Below are 19,817 nucleotides of genomic sequence, written 5' to 3'. Positions count from 1 at the left end.
GCTGTTTACGGCAGCGCAGGCGCGGACATGAGCGCAAAGCGCGGCACACACGCGCCGTCGACCTCGACCGTTTCGAAAAAGGCGTCCTTCGGCCGGACCCAGGTCCTGCCGTCCTCGCCCCGGTAGACGATCACCGGGGTGTGGTCCGCCTCGATCACGGCCTCGCAGACCAGCTCGTACACCCCGCCCTTGTAGTGGCGGTAGCGCATCAGGCCTGTTCTTCGACCTGCCGGCTCTGGCTCTTTTTCTTCAGGTTCTGGATGACCCGGACGATGCCTTCGACACCGGCGTTCTCGTCGAGCTCGCTGAAGGCGTCCAGCACCTCGTTCAGCACGCGGTTGCGCACCGCGGCCTCGTCGGCCAGCATGACCGGAACCTTGTCCTCGCTCGGCGCGAACTTCTGCGCCTGCTGGACCTGCTGCACCTCGACGGTCTTGGCGCCATGCGCCAGTGCGGCCTGCCAGATCAGCCAGCGGCGCTGGGTTTCGTACACCAGGTACTCTTCCGGCTTGTCCTCACGGCGCCGGACAATGTGGCCATCGCGTTGGGCCCATGCTTCGAATGCTTGACGCATTGCTGTCCTTTATAAAAGCTGTGTGCAAATCCTGCTTGCGGATCCGCGATCGTTACACACCTGCCACCGGCCGACGTTGAAGTCCGACCCAGGCAACCCTATCAAAGCAATGAAATGCCAAGAGATACTTGACTTCAAAGAAATATGCAAATACTACAAGTGAAATTGGCGTACTGCAACATTTTCTTTCCAAGAGGGAAAAAGATACGTAATCGTTCCCTCTCTTGCCGCGATTGTTACATCTTGTCACAGTTTGGCCGGGTTTGCCAGCACTGGAAATATGTTTTTCTTATCAAGCAATAATTCTACGGCATCAACGTTGTAATTTGCACAAATATTTGCAATCGTGTCGCCATTTCGCGTGTAAATACAATGCAATTGCAAGAAAACAACGCATAGGAGCAGATGAGACGACCCTACGGGCATGCAATAATGGCGGCCTTGCCATACCAGCCCCTCACGATTCATGAAGATAGCAACCTGGAACGTCAACTCCCTGAAAGTGCGCCTGCCGCACCTGCTGCAGTGGCTCGCCGCCAATCCCGTCGACGTGCTCTGCATCCAGGAGACCAAGCTTACCGACGACAAATTCCCCGTCGCCGAGATCAACGCGGCCGGCTACGAAGTCGCGTTCACCGGCCAGAAGACCTATAACGGCGTGGCCATCCTGGCGCGCCATCCGCTGGTCGATGTGGTGCGCAACAATCCGCATTTCCCGGACGAGCAGCAGCGCCTGATCGCCGCCACCGTGAACGGCGTGCGCATCATCTGCGCCTATGTGGTGAACGGACAGGCGGTCGGCTCCGACAAGTACACTTACAAGATGGCCTGGCTGTCTTCCCTGCGCGAGTGGGTGAAGGAAGAGATGGCGGCGCATCCGGACTTTGCGATCCTGGGCGACTACAACATCGCCCCGGAAGACCGCGACGTGCACGACCCGGAGGCATGGGCCGGCCAGATCCACTGCTCGGAGCCGGAGCGCGATGCCCTGCGCGCGCTGTTCGGCCTGGGCCTGACGGACGCCTTCCGCCTGTTCGAGCAGCCGGACAAACAGTACAGCTGGTGGGACTACCGCCAGATGGCTTTCCGCCGCAACCGCGGCCTGCGCATCGACCATATCCTGCTGTCCGCCAGCCTGGCGCAGCGCTGTACCGCCTGCACCATCGACCGCGAACCGCGCAAGTGGGAGCAGCCGTCCGACCACACCCCGGTCATCGCAACGATCGGCTGAGCAGCGCCGGCATCGCGTCGGCGGCGAGCGGCTTGGCGAACAGATAGCCCTGCGCCAGGTCGCAGCCCTGCCCGCGCAGCCGCGCCAGCTGGGCCTCGGTTTCCACGCCTTCCGCCACCACCGACAATTGCAGGCTGCCGGCCAGCGCCATGATCGCGGCGACGATGGCCCGGTCCTCGCCGCTGCTCTCCAGGTCGCGCACGAACGCGCGGTCGATCTTGATCTTGTGGACCGGGAAGCGCTTCAGGTACGCCAGGCTCGAGTAGCCGGTGCCGAAGTCGTCGATCGACAGGCGGATGCCCATCTTGGCAATCTGTTCCAGCGTCTCCATGGTCTGGCCGCCGTGCTGCATCAGGGCGGTCTCGGTGATCTCGAATTCGAGCATTGCCGGATCGATCCCGGTATCGGCGACGATGCGCTGGATCGCCTCGATCAGGCCGCGGTGCACGAACTGCCGCGCCGACAGGTTGACTGCCAGCGGTACCGGCCGCAAGCCGGCCGCGCGCCATGCCACCGCCTGTTCGCAGGCGGTGCGGATCACCCATTCGCCGACCGCCACGATCAGGCCGTTCTCCTCCAGCATCGGGATGAAGTCGTCCGGCGCGACCAGGCCGTGGCCGGGGCGGCGCCAGCGCAGCAGCACTTCCATGCCCTGCACCGTGCAGTCACGGGCGGAGACGATCGGCTGGTAGAACAGCGTGAACTCCTGGCGTTCGAGCGCGCCCCGCAGGCTCGTCTCGAGCTCGAAACGGCGCGCCGCCGCCACGTTCATGCGCTCGGCAAAGAACTGGTAATTGTTGCGGCCGGATGCCTTGGCGTGGTACATCGCGCTGTCGGCCTTGCGCATCAGGGTTTCCACGTCATCGCCGTCGTCCGGACACAGGCAGATGCCGATCGAGGGCGAGATATGCAGGTTGCGGCCCTCGAAGCGCACCGGTTCGGCCAGCGCCGCGATGATCTTCTCGCCGATCAGGCCGCACTCCTCGGCCGCACGCACGCCCGGCACCAGCACCACGAACTCGTCGCCGCCCAGGCGCGCCACGGTATCGAGCGCGCGCACCACGCGGCACAGGCGGTTCGCGACTTCCTTCAACAGGTGGTCGCCGGTCAGGTGGCCGAGCGAGTCGTTGATGGTCTTGAAGCGGTCCAGGTCGATGAACATCACGGCCAGCTTGCGGCCGTCGCGGCGCGCGGCCAGCATCGCCCGGTCCAGGCGCTCGGACAGTAAGGCGCGGTTCGGCAGCCCGGTCAGGGCGTCGTGGTAGGCCATGTGGTGGACCCGCGCCTCGGCCTGGCGGCGCTCGACGATCTCGGCCTGCAGCAGGCGGTTCGCGCCTGCCAGTTCGGCGGTGCGCTCCTGCACCCGCACCTCGAGTTCGTCGCGCGCGCGGCGCAGGGCGTCGGCCGCTTCGCGCTGGGCGGTGACGTCGTCGATCAGCCAGACGCTCCTGCCGCCGCGCTGGGCCAGGTCGAACGGGCGGCCCGACAGGCGCGCCCAGAAGCGCGAGCCGTCGCGCCGCCGCAAGAGGTGCTCCGCCATGTGCACGCGGCCGGCGGCGAAGTCGCTGCCGGTCTGGCTGCGCGCCTCCTCCCAGCTGGCGGTGTCCGGATACAGCTCGCGCACGCTGGCGCCGTCGACCGCGCCGACCGGGTAGCCGAACAGCTCCTCCATCTTGCGGTTGCAGCGCAGCGTGCGGCCGTTCTCGACCACGGCGATGCCCAGCACCGCGTTGTCGAGGATGGCCTGGTTCTCCAGCAGGGCGTTGCGCAGCGACTCCTCGTCGCGCTTCTGGCGCGTGCGGTCCTCGAACATCCAGATCATGCCCTGCCACGGCGCCCCGCGGTTGACGGCATAGCCGATCACCTTGACCCACATCGGCGTGCCGTCCTTGCGCACCATGATGTCCTCGCCGTGGAAGGGCTTGCCCTGCTCGATCACGCCGTAGGCCATCGCGCCCAGCTCTTGATAGGCCTGCTCGTCGGCGAACAGGATGCGGGTCGACACGCCCGCCATTTCGCCTTCCTCGTAGCCGAACATCCGTTCGAGGCAACTGTTGCAGCGGGTGATGACGCGTCCGCGCGTGAAGAAGATGCCGATCGAGGCGTTGGTCATGATCGCCTGCACCTCGGTCAGGGCCTGGCGCGCCTCGGTGACGTCTTCCAGGATCCAGATCGTGCCGGCCTCGCGCGAGCTCATGTCGACCGCCTTGGCGCGGATGCGGCACCAGATCGGCGAGCCGTCGCGGCGGCGCAGCTGGATCTCGGCGCGCTCGAACAGCTCACCGGCGGTCAGGATCCGGATAGCCTCCTCCATGAACGCTTCGTACTGCTCCCGCGACATGAAGAACTCGGCCGGATTGCGTCCGACCAGTTCGTCCGGCTCGTAGCCGAGCATGTGGGCCATGCGCGGATTGCAGGACTTGACCAGGTGCGGCAAGGTGACGACGATGCCGACCGGGGCGTGCTCGATCACGGCGGCCTGTTCCAGCTGGACGCTGCGCTGCGCGTCCGGCGCCAGGCCGGCGCCGGGCAGCTCGCCGAACACGAAGGTGGCGCCGGGGATGCCGGCGTCCGGCGGCAGCGGCCGCGCCCGTACCTCGACCGGCACGTTCCTGTCGCCGGCCGCGAGCAGGCCGTTCCAGCGGCGCTCGGAAGCCGGCGCCAGCCTGGACTCATGCGCCGCCTGTGGCATGCTGGGTTCGCAGAACAGGCCCGCGAGCATGCGTCCTTCCGGCGCGGCGCCGAGCAGCTCTTCCAGCGCCGCGTTGGCCGCCCATACCATTCCTTGCGCATCGCAGGCGCAGGCCGGCGCTGCGATCAGCGCCAGCGCCTCGGCCACCATGGCCGGTTTGCTCGTTACACGATCCATCCCTGTTCCATTTTCCGGGTCCGTCCGGGGACCTCCTTTCACAGAAGGATCATAAACCACAAATCACAGTAAATATCGAACAGACAAAAAAAAGCCCGCCGTGTTGCGCGGCGGGCGAGCGGGATGGCGCGGGCTTAGAAAGCGTCGCCCGGAATGCGTATCCAGCCTTCCATCAGCACCCGCGCGCTCCTGCTCATCACCGCCTTGGTGACGACCCAGTCGCCATCATGTACCTGCGCCTGGGCCCCTACGCGGAGGGTGCCGGACGGGTGGCCGAAGCGCACGGCCTCGTGCGCGCGGCCGCCGGCGGCCAGGCTCACCAGGGTCCCGGGGATCGCCGCGGCGGTGCCGATCGCGACCGCCGCGGTGCCCATCATCGCGTGGTGCAGCTTGCCCATCGAGAGCGCACGCACCAGCAGGTCGATGCCGTCCGCCTCCACCTGCTTCCCGCTCGATGCGAGATAGTCGGCGGGCGGGGCGACGAAGGCGACCTTCGGCGTGTGCTGGCGGCGCGCCGCTTCGTCCACGTGCGAGATCAGGCCCATGCGCATCGCGCCGTAGGCACGAATCAGTTCGAACATCGCCAGCGCCTTCGGGTCGCCGTTGATGTCGTCCTGCAGTTCGGTGCCCTTGTAGCCGATGTCGGCCGCGTTCACGAAGATGGTCGGGATGCCGGCATTGATCATCGTGGCTTTCAGCGTGCCGACGCCCGGCACTTCCAGCTCGTCGACCAGGTTCCCGGTCGGGAACATCGCACCGCCGCCCTCGCCTCCTTCGGCTTCGGCCGCCGGGTCCATGAACTCGAGCTGGACTTCGGCCGCCGGGAAGGTCACGCCATCGAGCTCGAAGTCGCCGGTTTCCTGGACCTGGCCGTTCGTGACGGGCACATGGGCGACGATGGTCTTGCCGATGTTGGCCTGCCAGATGCGCACCGTGACCGTGCCGTTCGCGGGAATGCGCTCGGCCGGGATGAAGCCGTTGACGATGGCGAAGGGACCGATCGCCGCCGACAGGTTGCCGCAGTTGCCGCTCCAGTCGACGAAGGGCTTGTCGATCGAGACCTGGCCGAACAGGTAGTCGACGTCGTGCTCCGGCCTCGTGCTGGGCGCCACGATCACGGTCTTGCTGGTGCTGGAGGTGGCGCCGCCCATGCCGTCGATCTGCTTGCCGTAGGGGTCGGGACTGCCGATCACGCGCAGCAGGAGCCTGTCGCGCGCCTCGCCGGGGACTTGCGCGGCGGCGGGCAGGTCCTGGAGGCGAAAGAACACGCCTTTGCTGGTGCCGCCACGCATGTAGGTGGCGGGGATCTTGATTTGGGGAGTGTATGCCATATTGTCAGCTCGTAATCGTCGTCCCCGCGAAGGCGGGGACCCAAGCTTGCATGCGTTTCGTCAGCTCAAGCAGAACTTGGGTTCCCGCCTGCGCGGGAACGACGGGGTTTCAGGCAGCGACCTTCGACGTCGCCAGGAAGTCCTGCGCAAAGCGCTGCAGCACGCCGCCGGCCTCGTAGATCGACACTTCTTCCGCAGTATCCAGGCGGCAGGTCACCGGCACCTCGACCGTCTCGCCGTTCCTGCGATGGATGACCAGGGTCAGCACGGCGCGCGGCGTGCGCTCGCCCACCACGTCATAGGTCTCGGTACCGTCCAGGCCCAGGGTCAGGCGGGTCGTCCCCGGCATGAACTCGAGCGGCAGCACGCCCATGCCGACCAGGTTCGTGCGGTGGATGCGCTCGAAGCCTTCGGCCACGATGGCTTCCACGCCGGCCAGGCGCACGCCCTTGGCCGCCCAGTCGCGCGAGGAGCCCTGGCCGTAGTCGGCGCCGGCGATCACGATCAGGGGCTGCTTGCGCTCCATGTAGGTCTCGATCGCTTCCCACATGCGCGTCACCTGCCCTTCCGGTTCGATGCGGGCCAGCGAGCCCGCGCGCACGCTGCCGTCCGGGTTGCGCACCATCTCGTTCTTCAGCGTCGGATTCGCGAAGGTCGCGCGCTGCGCCGTCAGGTGGTCGCCGCGGTGAGTCGCGTAGGAGTTGAAGTCCTCTTCCGGCAGGCCCATCTTGTGCAGGTACTCGCCGGCGGCCGAGTTCATCATGATCGCGTTGGAGGGCGACAGGTGGTCGGTGGTGATGTTGTCGCCCAGGACCGCCAGCGCGCGCATGCCCTTCATGGTGCGCTCGCCGGCCAGCGCGCCTTCCCAGTACGGCGGACGGCGGATGTAGGTGCTCATCGGGCGCCAGTCGTACAGCGGCGACACGGCCTCTTCGCTGGTTTCCTGGCGCGCGAACATCACGTCGTAGACGTTGCGGAACTGCTGCGGCTTGACGGATTGCTCGACCACGGCGTCGATCTCGGCGTCGCTCGGCCAGATGTCGGCCAGCCTGATCTCGCGGCCGGCGGCATCGACGCCCAGCACATCCTTCTCGATGTCGAAGCGGATCGTGCCGGCGATCGCATAGGCCACCACCAGCGCCGGCGAGGCCAGGAAGGCCTGCTTCGCATACGGGTGGATGCGGCCGTCGAAGTTGCGGTTGCCGGACAGGACGGCGGTCGCGTACAGGTCGCGCTCCACGACTTCCTTCTGGATGACCGGATCGAGCGCGCCCGACATGCCGTTGCAGGTGGTGCAGGCAAAGGCGACGATGCCGAAGCCCAGCTTTTCCAGTTCCGGCAGCAGGCCGGCTTCTTCGAGATACAGCGCGACGGCTTTCGACCCCGGCGCCAGCGAGCTCTTGACCCAGGGCTTGCGCAGCAGGCCGAGCTTGTTGGCGTTGCGGGCGATGAGGCCGGCGGCGATCATGTTGCGCGGGTTGTTGGTGTTGGTGCAGCTGGTGATGGCGGCGATGATCACGGCGCCGTCCGGCATCAGCCCCGGCTCGTTCTCGACCTTGCCAGCGATGCCCTGCGCCGCCAGTTCCGAGGTCGGCACGCGCTTGTGCGGGTTCGACGGACCGGCGATGTTGCGCACCACGGTCGACAGGTCGAACTGCAGCGTGCGCTCGTACTCGGCCCTGGCCAGGGTATCGGCCCACAGCCCGGTCTCTCTCGCATAGATCTCGACCAGCTTGACCAGCTCGTCGTCGCGGCCGGTGAGCTTCAGGTACTTGATGGTCTGCTCGTCGATCGCGAACATGGCGGCGGTGGCGCCGTATTCGGGGGCCATGTTCGAGATCGTGGCGCGGTCGCCCAGGGTCAGCCTGGCCGAACCTTCGCCGAAGAATTCGAGGTAGGCGGAGACGACTTTCGACTTGCGCAGGAACTCGGTCAGCGCCAGCACGATGTCGGTGGCGGTGATGCCCGGCTGCGGTGCACCCGTCAGCTCGACGCCGACGATGTCGGGCAGGCGCATGTACGACGCGCGGCCGAGCATCACGCTTTCCGCTTCCAGGCCGCCCACGCCGATCGCGATCACGCCCAGCGCGTCGACCATCGGGGTGTGCGAGTCGGTGCCGACCAGGGTGTCCGGGAAGGCTACGCCATCCTTCACCTGGACCACGGGGCTCATGCGCTCGAGGTTAATCTGGTGCAGGATGCCGTTCCCCGGCGGGATCACGTCGACGTTCTGGAAAGCCTTCTTGGTCCAGTTGATGAAGTCGAAGCGGTCTTCGTTGCGGCGGTCTTCGATCGCGCGGTTCTTGTCGAAGGCGTCCGGGTCGAAGCCGCCGCACTCGACGGCCAGCGAGTGGTCGACCACCAGCTGGGTCGGCACCACCGGATTGACCAGGGCCGGGTTCCCGCCCTGCAGGGCGATGGCGTCGCGCAGGCCGGCCAGGTCGACCAGGGCGGTCTGGCCGAGGATGTCGTGGCAGACCACGCGCGCGGGGAACCAGGGGAAATCGAGATCGCGCTTGCGCTCGATGAGCTGCTTCAGCGAGGGCACCAGCGCCTGCGGTTCGCAGCGGCGCACCAGGTTTTCTGCCAGCACACGCGAGGTGTAAGGCAGGCCGTCCCAGGCGCCCGGCTGGATCTCTTCGACCGCGCTTTTCGCGTCGAAGTAATGCAGGTTGGTGCCGTGCAGGGGTTTGCGGTATTGGCTGTTCATGTTGGATCTTGTGAAACGAGAGAGAGCTGCAGGTGCTGCTTGGCGTAGTACCTGCCTGCATGGAGGATGGCATCCGGCTCGACGCCGAATTGCCGGAAGCCGACGCTGTCGTACAGCCGCCGTGCCGGGAAGTTCTGTTCGTTCACCTCGAGCGTGAGCTGGCGGAGATGGCCGAGCGAGCGGGCAAAACGGATCAGGTGCGAGGTCAGCAGGCGCGCGATGCCGCGGCCCTGGTAGTCCTGGCGGACCATGAGGCTGTTCAGGCTGGCCGAATGGCGCAGGCGCCTGCCTTCCGTGGTGCGCAGGCAGATCGCGCCCGCCAGGGGTGCATTCTCCAGCGCGCCGTCGAAGGCGCCGAACCAGAAATAATCCGGCCTGGCGAGGCGCTTTTCGCTCCAGGACAAGGGCTGGGCGAGCGCCTCTTCGTAGTCGGGACCGTGGGCACACTGGAAATCGCGCAGGCTCGCCAGGCGCAACGCGCGGTACTGCTCCGCGTCGGCCGGGACCAGGGGGCGCACCAGCATGGCATCGGTCCCGTTCATCACTTGCGCTCCGCCAGCGGCACGAACTGCAGGTCTTCCGGACCGACGTAGTTGGCGCTCGGACGGATGATCTTGTTGTCGATACGCTGCTCGATGATGTGGGCCGACCAGCCCGAGGTACGCGCGATCACGAACAGCGGCGTGAACATCGCGGTCGGCACGCCCATCATGTGGTACGAGACGGCCGAGAACCAGTCCAGGTTCGGGAACATCTTCTTGACTTCCCACATGACCGATTCCAGGCGCTCGGCGATCTCGAACATCTTCATCGAGCCGGCATCCGACGACAGCTTGCGCGCCACTTCCTTGATCACCTTGTTGCGCGGGTCCGCGATCGTGTACACCGGGTGGCCGAAGCCGATCACGACCTCCTTGTTGGCGACGCGGTTGCGGATGTCGGCTTCGGCTTCGTCCGGGTTCTCGTAGCGCTTCTGGACTTCGAAGGCGACTTCGTTGGCGCCGCCGTGCTTCGGACCGCGCAGCGCGCCGATCGCGCCGGTGATGGCCGAGTAGATGTCGGAACCGGTGCCGGCGATCACGCGGCCGGTGAAGGTCGAGGCGTTGAACTCGTGCTCGGCGTACAGGATCAGCGAGGTATGCATGGCCTTGACCCACTCCTCGTTCGGCTTGTGGCCGTGCAGCAGGTGCAGGAAGTGGCCGCCGATCGAATCGTCGTCGGTCTCGACCTCGATGCGCTTGCCGTTATGGCTGAAGTGGTACCAGTACAGCAGCGCCGAACCGAGCGAGGCCATCAGGCGGTCGGCGATGTCGCGCGCGCCCGGGATGTTGTGGTCGTCCTTTTCCGGCAGCGTGCAGCCCAGCACCGAGACGGCCGTGCGCATCACGTCCATCGGATGCGAGGCGGCCGGCAGCGCTTCCAGCGCGGCCTTGACCGATTGCGGCAGGCCGCGCAGCATCTTGAGCTTGGCCTTGTAGCCCTTCAGCTCGGCCACGGTCGGCAGCTTGCCGTGCACCAGCAGGTAGGCGATCTCTTCGAATTCGGAGGTGTCGGCCACGTCCAGGATGTCGTAGCCGCGGTAGTGCAGGTCGTTACCGGAACGGCCCACCGAGCACAGCGCGGTGTTGCCGGCGGTGACGCCGGACAGGGCCACGGATTTCTTCGGCTTGAAGGTCGGGGTATCGGTTTGCGTGGTCTGATCAATCATGTGAAAGTCTCCGTATGCGGTGATTTATTTGGCTTTGTTCTGGGCAAACAGCGCATCCAGCTTCTGCTCGAAGCTATGGTAGTCGATGCGGTCGTACAGCTCGGCGCGGGTCTGCATGGTGTCGACCACGTTCTTCTGGGTGCCGTCGCGGCGGATCGCTTCGTACACGTTCTCGGCAGCCTTGTTCATGGCGCGGAAGGCCGACAGCGGGTACAGCACGATGTCGACGTCGGCGCCCTTCAGCTCCTCGACTGTGAACAGCGGGGTCGCGCCGAACTCGGTGATGTTGGCCAGGATCGGCACCTTGACCGCCTTCTTGAACTGGGCATACATCTCGAGGCTGGTGATCGCTTCCGGGAAGATCATGTCGGCGCCGGCCTCGACGCAGGCGACGGCGCGCTCGACGGCCTTGTCCAGGCCCTCGACGGCCAGCGCGTCGGTGCGCGCCATGATCACGAACTGATCGTCGGTGCGGGCGTCGACGGCGGCCTTGATGCGGTCGACCATCTCGCCCTGGCTGACGATCTCCTTGCCCGGACGGTGGCCGCAGCGCTTGGCGCCGACCTGGTCTTCGATATGGCAGGCGCCGGCGCCGGCCTTGATCAGCGAACGCACGGTGCGGGCGACGTTGAAGGCCGACGAGCCGAAGCCGGTGTCGATGTCGACCAGCAGCGGCAGGTCGCACACGTCGGTGATGCGGCGCACGTCGATCAGCACGTCTTCCAGGCCCGAGATGCCGAGGTCGGGCAGGCCCAGCGAGCCGGCGGCCACGCCGCCGCCCGACAGGTAGATCGCGCGGTAGCCCGCGCGCTTGGCCAGCAGCGCGTGGTTGGCGTTGATCGCGCCGATCACCTGCAGCGGATGTTCTTCCTGGACGGCCAGGCGGAATGTGGCGCCTGCGGAGAGTTGGCTCATGTCCTCTTACCTTTCAATGATGCGTTGACGGGAATACGGTCAAGCTAATGCAAGCAGCGTGCCAAGCCCCCCACGCCCGCCCTGCCCCGTGTTTTCAAGCACTTATGCCTGCCCCGGGCATGCATCCGGGGCACTGCGTTTCATGAACGTTTCATTGTGAAACACCCTGCTGCAACAGGCAAGCCGCAATCTTTCTGGTACGGCCGGGCTCGCACAAGCGTAGAATCGCCGACGCAGTTCTCTTTTGACAATAACAAACCCAAGAGGATTTATGGTCCACATTCCCAAGGCCCGCCATCTCGCGCTGGCCGGCATGCTGGCGGCCTGCGTCGGCGCCCGCGCCGAACCGGTCGACGCCAACACCATCAACCGCATCGCCGATGAAGGCTACAACCGCGGCCAGGTCGTGAGCCTCGCGGCCTACCTGAGCGACCGCATCGGCGGCCGCATGACCAATTCGCCGGCGATGCGCCAGGCCGAGAACTGGACCCAGCAGATGTTCGGCAGCTGGGGCCTGAAGAATGTCCACGCCGAAGGCTACGAGTTCGGCCGCGGCTGGTGGATCGAATCCTCGAGCGTGCGCATGGTCGCGCCCCGTCCGCTGGCCTTGACCGCCATCCCGGTGGCCTGGACGCCGCCCACCCGCGGCACGATCAGCGCCCCGATCGTGGTCGCGCCGATCCGCCATGCGCGCGACCTGGCCCAGTACAAGGGCAAGCTGCGCGGGAAGATCGTGCTGGTCAGCTATCCGGACGATCCGAAGGACGACACCACCGCCACCTTCAAGCGCTTCGACGAGGCGGAACTGGGCAAGCTGTCGACCTACGACCAGCCGCACTACGATCCGGACCAGTCGTTCGACCTGTATAAAAAATACTTCGAGCTGGCGCGCGACATCGACCGCTTCATGGCGCTTGAAGGCGCGCAGGCGCTGGTGAAGATGTCCTACCGCAGCGGCGGCCTGGTGCAGGGCGAAGGCTACTTCCACCGCAAGGGCGAGACCGTCTCGCTGCCGGAAGTCGAGATGGCGGCCGAGGACTACCGCCGCCTGGCGCGCCTGGCCAAGGTCGGCGAAGTGAAGCTGGAACTGAACAGCAATGTGCACTTCGACGACCGCGACAGCAAAGCCTATAACATCCTCGCCGAGATCCCGGGCCAGGACCCGCAGGCCGGCTACGTGATGGCCGGCGCCCATCTCGACAGCTGGGTGGCCGGCGACGGCGCCGCCGACAACGGCGCGGGTTCGGTGGTGGTGATGGAAGCGGCGCGCATCCTGTCGCAGCTGGGCGTGAAGCCGAAGCGCACGATCCGCTTCGCCCTGTGGTCGGGCGAGGAACAGGGCCTGCTGGGCTCCCTGGCCTACATCCGCCAGCACATCGCCACGCGCGCACGCCCGAGCAATCCGGAGATGGCGAAGCTGCCCGAGTTCATGTGGGAGACCTATCCGATCACGCCGCTGCCGGGCTACCAGGAGATGGCGGCCTACTTCAACCTCGACAACGGCTCCGGCAAGATCCGCGGCATCTACGCGGAAGGGAATTTCGCGGCGATGCCGGTGCTGCGCAGCTGGCTCGCGCCGTTCGACAGCCTGGGCGCGAACAAGGTCGTGGCCAAGAAGACCGGTGGCACCGACCACCAAGTCATGGCCGGCATGGGCCTGCCCGCCTTCCAGTTCATCCAGGACCCGCTGGACTACGGTTCGCGCGTGCACCACTCGAACCTCGACACCTTCGACCACCTGCGCACCGAAGACCTGCGCCAGGCCGCGGTGATCATGGCCACCGTGCTGCTGCAGGCCGCCGAAAGCGACACCCCGATGCCGCGCAACGTGTTGCCGAAGCAGCCGACGGCGACGGATCCTTTCCATTATCGGGATCCGGCGAAGGACTGAGCGTAAACGCCGTCGTCCCCGCGAAGGCGGGGACCCAAGGTTGCCGGCGCTAAGGTAACGCATGCAGAACTTGGGTCCCCGCCTGCGCGGGGACGACGGTGCTTAACGCGGGAACGACGATGCTGCTTACTCAGTGCGCCGAAGCCGCCGCCGCACCAATCCCCGTCTCCGAACGCACTTCCTGCGCCTCGAAGCCAGCCTTGTCGATCGCAGCGCGCGGGCTCTTGTCGGTGACCGAGAACAGCCACACGCCGACGAAGCCGACGATCATCGAGAACAGGGCCGGCGAGGTGTACGGGAAGATCTCGGTCTTGTTGTGGAAGACGTCGACCCACACCGACTTCGACAGCACGGTCAGGATCACGGCGGTGGCCAGGCCCAGGAAGCCGCCGATGGTCGCGCCGCGGGTGGTGCACTTGCTCCACAGGACGGACATGAACAGCACCGGGAAATTGGCCGAGGCGGCGATCGCGAAGGCCAGCGACACCATGAAGGCCACGTTGACAGTCTCGAACACATAGCCCAGGCCCACGGCGATGATGCCGAGGACGATGGTGGTGATCCGAGAGACGCGCAGTTCGCTGCCCGGGGCCGGCTGGCCCTTCTTGATGACGGTGGCGTACAGGTCGTGCGAGACGGCCGAGGCGCCCGACAGGGTCAGGCCGGCCACCACCGCCAGGATGGTCGCGAAGGCCACGGCCGAGATGAAGCCGAGGAAGACGTCGCCGCCGACGGCCTTGGCCAGGTGCACGGCCGCCATGTTGTTACCGCCCAGCAGCTTGCCGGCCGCGTCCTTGAAGCCCGGGTTGGTACCGACCAGCACGATCGCGCCGAAGCCGATGATGAAGGTCAGGATGTAGAAGTAGCCGATCCAGGTGGTTGCCCACAGCACCGACTTGCGCGCTTCCTTGGCGCTCGGGACGGTGAAGAAGCGCATCAGGATGTGCGGCAGGCCGGCGGTGCCGAACATCAGCGCCATGCCGAAGGAGATTCCGGAGATCGGGTCCTTGATGAAGTTACCCGGGCCCATGATCGAGAAGCCCTTGCTGTGCACTTCGACGGCCTTGGCGAACAGCTGCTCCGGGCTGAAGTTGTACATCGCCAGCACCGAGAACGCCATGAAGGAGGCGCCCGCCAGCAGCATCACGGCCTTGATGATCTGCACCCAGGTGGTGGCGGTCATGCCGCCGAACAGCACGTAGACCATCATCAGGATACCGACCAGCACCACGGCGATGCTGTAGTCCAGGCCAAACAGCAGCTTGATCAGCTGGCCGGCGCCGACCATCTGCGCGATCAGGTAGAACAGCACGGTCACCAGGGTGCCGGAAGCGGCGAACATGCGCACCGGCTTCTGGGCGAAACGGTAGGCTGCGACGTCGGCGAAGGTGAAGCGGCCCAGGTTGCGCAGGCGCTCGGCCATCAGGAAGGTGATGACCGGCCAGCCGACCAGGAAGCCGATCGCGTAGATCAGGCCGTCGAAGCCGTTGGCGAACACGGCGGCCGAGATGCCCAGGAAGCTTGCTGCCGACATGTAGTCGCCGGCGATGGCGAGACCGTTCTGGAAACCGGTGATGCCGCCACCCGCGGTGTAGAAGTCGGACGCCGAGCGGGTGCGCTTGGCGGCCCACTTGGTGATGAACAGGGTGAAGATGACGAAGACGGCGAACATCGTGATCGCGGTCCAGTTGGTGGCCTGCTTGGTGGCCTGGCCCAGGTCGGGCGCGGCCATGGCGGCGCTGCTTGCTGCCAGCAGGGCCAGCGCGGAAGCGTGTCGGATCATGGTTTTCATGCGCGCACCTTTTGCTTGGTCGGGGCGGCGCCGGAACCGTTGTCGCCGGCGGCGGCGTTACGCTGGATGGCGTCGGTCAGCGCGTCGAATTCGCTGTTGGCGCGGCGCACGTAGATGCCGGTGACCACGACCGTGAACAGGATCACGAACAGGCCCAGGGGCACGCCCCAGGACATCACGCCGGCGCCGATCCGGGAACCCATGAATTCCTTATCGAAGGAATTCAGCAGCGTGAAGCCGTAATACACGATCATCATGGCCCAGGTCAGCATCCAGCCGTAGCGGGAGCGGGTCCTGACCAGCTTCTGGTAATTCGGGTCGCTCTTGACCCGTTGAACAACGTCTTGGTCCACTTTTGTCTCCAATACTTTTTAGTCATGCCTTTTAATCAGGCTGATGGCGATCCTACGGGCCGGTCCTTACCCGATTCTTACGGCCCTCGATGTTTCAGGCTGAAACAAGGGCCGCACATTGCGTTACACTTGCAACATGAGTCATCCCACCCGCATGCCAGGCAGCAGCGCCCACGACGGCGTTGACAAGCCCGTGATCTGGACCGTTTCGGTGTCGCGCCTGTCGGACCTGTTCCGCGACATCACCCTCGAATACGACCACCTGGCCCAGATCGAGCCGCTGCACCTGGGCTTCGACGACGCCGCGCGCCACATCCGCGAACGCATGGCGACGGAACACTGCGACGTCGTGATCTCGGCCGGTTCCAACGCCGCCTACCTGAAGGGCCGCGTGGCGGCGCCGGTGGTGGTGGCGAAGGCCAGCGGCTCCGACCTGATGCAGGCGCTGGCGCGGGCGCGCCGGTTGTCGCCGAAGATCGCCGTGATCAGCTACCAGCAGCCGATGCCGGAACTGGCCGACTTCACCGCCACCTTCGGCCTGGCGATCGCCCAGCGCACCTACGTGACCGAGGAGGATGCGCGCGACGCCATCGAGGAGCTGAAGGCGGCCGGCATCGAGGTGATCGTCGGCGCCGGCCTGATCACCGACCTGGCCGAGGAGGCCGGGCTGAAGGCGGTGTTCGTGTATTCGGCCGCCTCGATCCGCCAGGCCTTCGACGACGCGCTCGAGATGGCGCGCCTGACGCGCCTGGAAAACGCCCGCCTGAAGCGCCCGGCCGCTGCCGACAGCCGCCGGGCGCGGCGCGGCCTGAACGACCTGCGCGGCGAGTCCGCGGCGATGGAAAGGCTGCGCCAGACCGTGGTGCTGTATGCGCGTTCGCCGGCCACCGTCCTGATCCAGGGCGAGACCGGCAGCGGCAAGGAACTGGTGGCCCAGGCCATCCACCGCGAAGGTCCGCGGCGCTCCGCCCTGCGGCCCTTCATCGCCGTGAACTGCGGCGCGATCGCCGAGTCGCTGCTGGAATCCGAACTGTTCGGCCACGAGGAAGGCGCCTTCACAGGCGCACGCCGCGGCGGCCACGCCGGCCTGTTCGAGGCGGCCAACGGCGGCACCCTGTTCCTGGACGAGATCGGCGAAATGCCGCTGGCCCTGCAGACCCGCCTGCTGCGCGTGCTGGAAGAGCGCGAGGTGATGCGGGTCGGCGGCACGCGTCCGGTGCCGATCGAGGTGCGCGTGATCAGCGCCACCCACTGCGACCTCGACGCCCGCGTGCGCGAGGGACGCTTCCGCGCCGACCTGTTCTATCGCCTGGCGGTGCTGCGCCTGGTGCTGCCGAGGCTGGCCGAACGGCGCGAGGACATCGCCCCGCTGGCCGAATGGTCACTGAAGAATGCGATGGCGGCGCTCGACGCCCGTCCGCACCCGAATCTCGCCGCCGAGATCGCGGCCTGCGCGCCGCTCCTGCAAGCCTATGCCTGGCCCGGCAATGTGCGCGAGCTGCGCAACCTGATGGAACGGCTGGCGCTGTTCCTGGCCGCCGAGCCGCTGCAGGCCCTGACCCCGGCCTTCCTGCTGGCGGTGGCGCCGGAGCTGGGCCGGGGCGCGCCCGTCGCCGCCCCCGCCCCGGCAGCCGCCCTGCCCTCGCCGGCGGCGCCGACGGAGAGCGTGGCCGAGGTGCTGGCCCGCTTCGAGGGCCAGCGCGAGGCCGCCGCGCGCCACCTCGGCATCAGCCGCACGACGCTGTGGCGGCGCCTGAAATCCGGCGCCTGACTTTCCCCAAAAGAGTTAATCTGCCCCAAGCCGGGACGCCGCGAAGCGTCCTATGCTCGTCTTTTTTTCGACGGCCTGGCCGCCCCTGGAGGCAATATGGAAACCGCGCAACCCGCGTCGCAAGCTGCCCTGTTTTCGCTGATCGGCAATACCCCGCTGGTCGAGGTCACCCGCATGGACACCGGTCCCTGCCAGCTCTTCCTCAAGCTCGAATCCCAGAATCCCGGCGGCTCCATCAAGGACCGCATCGGCCGCGCCATGATCGAAGCCGCCGAGAAGGACGGCCGCCTGCAGCCCGGCGGCACGGTGGTGGAGGCGACCGCCGGGAATACCGGCCTGGGCCTGGCCCTGGTGGCCCGCATCAAGGGCTACCGGGTGGTGCTGGTGGTGCCGGACAAGATGGCGGCCGAGAAGGTGCTGCACCTGAAGGCCCTCGGCGCCGAGATCCACCTGACCCGCTCCGACGTCGGCAAGGGCCACCCCGAGTATTACCAGGACTATGCGGCGCGCCTGGCCCGCGACATTCCCGGCGCCTGGTTCGCCGACCAGTTCAACAACCCGGCCAACCCCCTGGCCCACGAGACCACCACCGGCCCCGAGATCTGGGAGCAGATGAAGCACGAAGTGGATGCGATCGTGGTCGGGGTCGGCTCGTCCGGCACCCTGACCGCCTGTCGCGCTATTTCGAGAAGGTGCAGCCGGGGCTGGAATTCGTGCTGGCCGATCCGGTCGGCTCGATCCTGGCCGAGTACGTACGCACCGGCCACGTGGCCAAGGTGTCGGGCTCGTGGGCGGTCGAAGGCATCGGCGAGGATTTCATCCCGGCGATCGCGGACCTGTCGCGGGTGCGCCGCGCCTATTCCATCGGCGACGAGGAAAGCTTCACCACCGCGCGCGCCCTGCTGCGCCAGGAGGGCCTGCTGGCCGGCTCCTCGACCGGCACCCTGCTGGCCGCCGCCCTGCGCTACTGCCGCGAACAGAGCAGTCCGAAGCGCGTGCTCACCTTCGTCTGCGACACCGGCACCCGCTACCTCACCAAGGTCTACAGCGACGGCTGGATGGTCGACCAGGGCCTGCTGCACCGGCCGCGTACGGGCGACCTGCGCGACCTGATCGGCCGCCGCTTCGACGATGGCGAAGTCGTCACCGTGTCCCCGACCGACACCCTGCTGACCGCCTTCAACCGCATGCGGAGCAGCGACCTGGCCCAGCTGCCGGTGATCGACGAGGGCCGGCTGGTCGGCCTGATCGACGAGTCCGACCTGCTCCTGCACGTCACCGGCGAACGCGCGCACTTCCAGGCGCCGGTATCAGGCACCATGACCTCCGAGCTGCAGACCCTGCCGCCTTCGGCCGGCATGCAGCAACTGCGTGACATCCTCGATCGCGGCCTGACCGCCGTGATCATGGAAGGCGGCCATTTCTACGGCCTGATCACCCGCTTCGACCTCCTCAACCACCTGCGCCGCACCTTGAGCTGAGATGAGTGACATGAACGACGACACCAAGCGCCACCTGGCCACCCGCGTGATCCACGGCGGCCAGGCGCCCGACCCCGCGACCGGCGCCGTGATGCCGCCGATTTACGCGACCTCGACCTTTGCCCAGGAGAGCCCGGGGGTGCACAAGGGCCTGGACTACGGCCGCTCGCACAACCCGACCCGCTGGGCGCTGGAGCGCTGCGTGGCCGACATCGAAAGCGGCAGCGCGGCCTTCGCCTTCGCCTCCGGCCTGGCGGCGATTTCGGCAGTGCTGGAACTGCTGCCGGCCGGCTCGCACATCGTTGCCGGCGACGACATGTACGGCGGCACCTACCGCCTGTTCGAGCGCGTGCGGCGCCACAGCGCCGGACTCGAGTTCAGCTATGTCGACCTGGCCGACCCGCTGGCGCTGGCCAATGCCCTGCGCCCGGACACGAAGATGGTGTGGGTCGAGACGCCGACCAATCCGATGCTGAAGCTGGCCGACCTGCACGCCATCGCCGCACTGTGCCGGCAGCGGCACGTCCTCAGCGTGTGCGACAACACCTTCGCCAGCCCGATCGTCCAGCGCCCGCTGGAGCAAGGCATCGACATCGTGGTGCACTCGACCACCAAGTACATGAACGGCCATTCGGACGTGATCGGCGGGGTGGCGGTGGTCGGCACCGAGCCGCGCCACCAGTCCTTGCGCGAGCGCCTCGCTTTCATCCAGAACGCGGTCGGCGCGATCCAGGGGCCCTTCGACAGCTTCCTGGTGCTACGCGGGATCAAGACCCTGGCGCTGCGCGTCGAACGCAGCTCGTCCAACGCCATGGAACTGGCGCACTGGCTGGAGGGGCAGCGCAAGGTCAGCAGGGTGTTCTACCCCGGCCTGGCTTCGCACCCGCAGCACGAGCTGGCGCGGCGCCAGATGCACGGCTACGGCGGCATCATCTCGGTCGACCTCGACACCGACCTTGCCGGCGCGCGCCGCTTCCTGGAGCACTGCGAGATCTTCACCCTGGCCGAGAGCCTGGGCGGCGTGGAGAGCCTGATCGAGCACCCGGCCATCATGACCCATGCCACCATCCCGCCCGAACAACGGGCGGCGCTGGGCATCGGCGACGGGCTGATCCGGCTGTCGGTCGGCATCGAGCACATCGACGACCAGCGCGCCGACCTGGCGCGGGCGCTGGCCGCGGTCTGAGGGTC

14 protein-coding genes and 1 pseudogene are annotated in these 19,817 nt (G+C 66.8%); 5 read left to right on the top strand and 10 right to left on the bottom strand.

Annotation, left to right across the window (positions count from 1 at the left end):
• Positions 1 to 5: 5 nt before the first annotated feature.
• Both AM586_RS23275 and AM586_RS23270 read right to left on the bottom strand, forming a co-directional pair.
• A complete protein-coding gene (locus AM586_RS23275) occupies positions 6 to 209 on the bottom strand; it encodes a DUF1653 domain-containing protein (RefSeq protein WP_047823122.1) in 204 nt (67 codons plus the stop codon).
• On the bottom strand, positions 209 to 574 hold the full coding sequence (locus AM586_RS23270; RefSeq protein WP_047823124.1) for a hypothetical protein: 366 nt from the start codon (positions 572 to 574) through the stop codon (positions 209 to 211). Before AM586_RS23270 ends, AM586_RS23275 begins: the two co-directional genes overlap by 1 nt.
• Before the next feature lie 466 nt (positions 575 to 1,040).
• On the opposite strand from AM586_RS23270, the gene xth reads away from it, so the two are divergent.
• Positions 1,041 to 1,805 carry an exodeoxyribonuclease III gene (gene xth, locus AM586_RS23265; RefSeq protein ID WP_047823126.1) on the top strand — a complete coding sequence of 255 codons (765 nt, stop codon included), beginning with the start codon at positions 1,041 to 1,043 and terminating at the stop codon, positions 1,803 to 1,805.
• Here xth and AM586_RS23260 read toward each other — a convergent pair.
• The 6 genes from AM586_RS23260 to prpB all read right to left on the bottom strand — a co-directional run bounded on the left by AM586_RS23260 (position 1,786) and on the right by prpB (position 11,338).
• Complete coding sequence (locus AM586_RS23260) at positions 1,786 to 4,674, bottom strand: EAL domain-containing protein (RefSeq protein WP_082439492.1); 2,889 nt, start codon at positions 4,672 to 4,674, stop codon at positions 1,786 to 1,788. The two genes, xth and AM586_RS23260, sit on opposite strands and share 20 nt — an antisense overlap.
• Before the next feature lie 134 nt (positions 4,675 to 4,808).
• A complete protein-coding gene (gene prpF, locus AM586_RS23255) occupies positions 4,809 to 6,005 on the bottom strand; it encodes a 2-methylaconitate cis-trans isomerase PrpF (protein WP_047823128.1) in 1,197 nt (398 codons plus the stop codon).
• A gap of 109 nt (positions 6,006 to 6,114) precedes the next feature.
• On the bottom strand, positions 6,115 to 8,715 hold the full coding sequence (gene acnD / locus AM586_RS23245) for a Fe/S-dependent 2-methylisocitrate dehydratase AcnD (RefSeq protein WP_047823129.1): 2,601 nt from the start codon (positions 8,713 to 8,715) through the stop codon (positions 6,115 to 6,117).
• Positions 8,712 to 9,257, bottom strand: a complete 546-nt coding sequence (locus AM586_RS23240) for a GNAT family N-acetyltransferase (RefSeq protein WP_047823131.1) — start codon at positions 9,255 to 9,257, stop codon at positions 8,712 to 8,714. Before AM586_RS23240 ends, acnD begins: the two co-directional genes overlap by 4 nt.
• Positions 9,257 to 10,423, bottom strand: coding sequence for a 2-methylcitrate synthase (gene prpC, locus AM586_RS23235; RefSeq protein WP_047823133.1), 1,167 nt, complete (start codon positions 10,421 to 10,423; stop codon positions 9,257 to 9,259). The genes AM586_RS23240 and prpC overlap by 1 nt, the downstream gene beginning before the upstream one ends.
• Positions 10,424 to 10,447: 24 nt before the next feature.
• On the bottom strand, positions 10,448 to 11,338 hold the full coding sequence (prpB, locus tag AM586_RS23230) for a methylisocitrate lyase (protein ID WP_047823135.1): 891 nt from the start codon (positions 11,336 to 11,338) through the stop codon (positions 10,448 to 10,450).
• A gap of 271 nt (positions 11,339 to 11,609) precedes the next feature.
• On the opposite strand from prpB, the gene AM586_RS23225 reads away from it, so the two are divergent.
• Complete coding sequence (locus AM586_RS23225; protein WP_082439491.1) at positions 11,610 to 13,229, top strand: M20/M25/M40 family metallo-hydrolase; 1,620 nt, start codon at positions 11,610 to 11,612, stop codon at positions 13,227 to 13,229.
• A 130-nt stretch (positions 13,230 to 13,359) separates the two neighbouring features.
• On the opposite strand, the gene AM586_RS23220 is transcribed toward AM586_RS23225, so the two are convergent.
• Both AM586_RS23220 and AM586_RS23215 read right to left on the bottom strand, forming a co-directional pair.
• Positions 13,360 to 15,012, bottom strand: a complete 1,653-nt coding sequence (locus AM586_RS23220) for a cation acetate symporter (protein ID WP_373887922.1) — start codon at positions 15,010 to 15,012, stop codon at positions 13,360 to 13,362.
• A gap of 5 nt (positions 15,013 to 15,017) precedes the next feature.
• Positions 15,018 to 15,374, bottom strand: coding sequence for a DUF485 domain-containing protein (locus AM586_RS23215; protein ID WP_047823138.1), 357 nt, complete (start codon positions 15,372 to 15,374; stop codon positions 15,018 to 15,020).
• Positions 15,375 to 15,510: 136 nt separating this feature from the next.
• On the opposite strand from AM586_RS23215, the gene prpR reads away from it, so the two are divergent.
• The 3 genes and pseudogenes from prpR (at position 15,511) to AM586_RS23200 (ending at position 19,812) form a co-directional block, all read left to right on the top strand.
• A complete protein-coding gene (gene prpR / locus AM586_RS23210; RefSeq protein WP_060566746.1) occupies positions 15,511 to 17,145 on the top strand; it encodes a propionate catabolism operon regulatory protein PrpR in 1,635 nt (544 codons plus the stop codon).
• 96 nt (positions 17,146 to 17,241) lie between these two features.
• Positions 17,242 to 18,626, top strand: a pseudogene (locus tag AM586_RS23205) (pyridoxal-phosphate dependent enzyme).
• 10 nt (positions 18,627 to 18,636) lie between these two features.
• Positions 18,637 to 19,812: a PLP-dependent aspartate aminotransferase family protein gene (locus AM586_RS23200; protein WP_047823206.1), complete on the top strand. Its 1,176-nt coding sequence runs from the start codon at positions 18,637 to 18,639 to the stop codon at positions 19,810 to 19,812.
• Positions 19,813 to 19,817 lie beyond the last annotated feature (5 nt).

Source organism: Massilia sp. WG5 (assembly GCF_001412595.2).
Taxonomy (GTDB): domain Bacteria; phylum Pseudomonadota; class Gammaproteobacteria; order Burkholderiales; family Burkholderiaceae_D; genus Telluria.
Note: the sequence above shows the minus strand (reverse complement) of the source record. Positions and strands in the feature narration are given on the sequence as shown.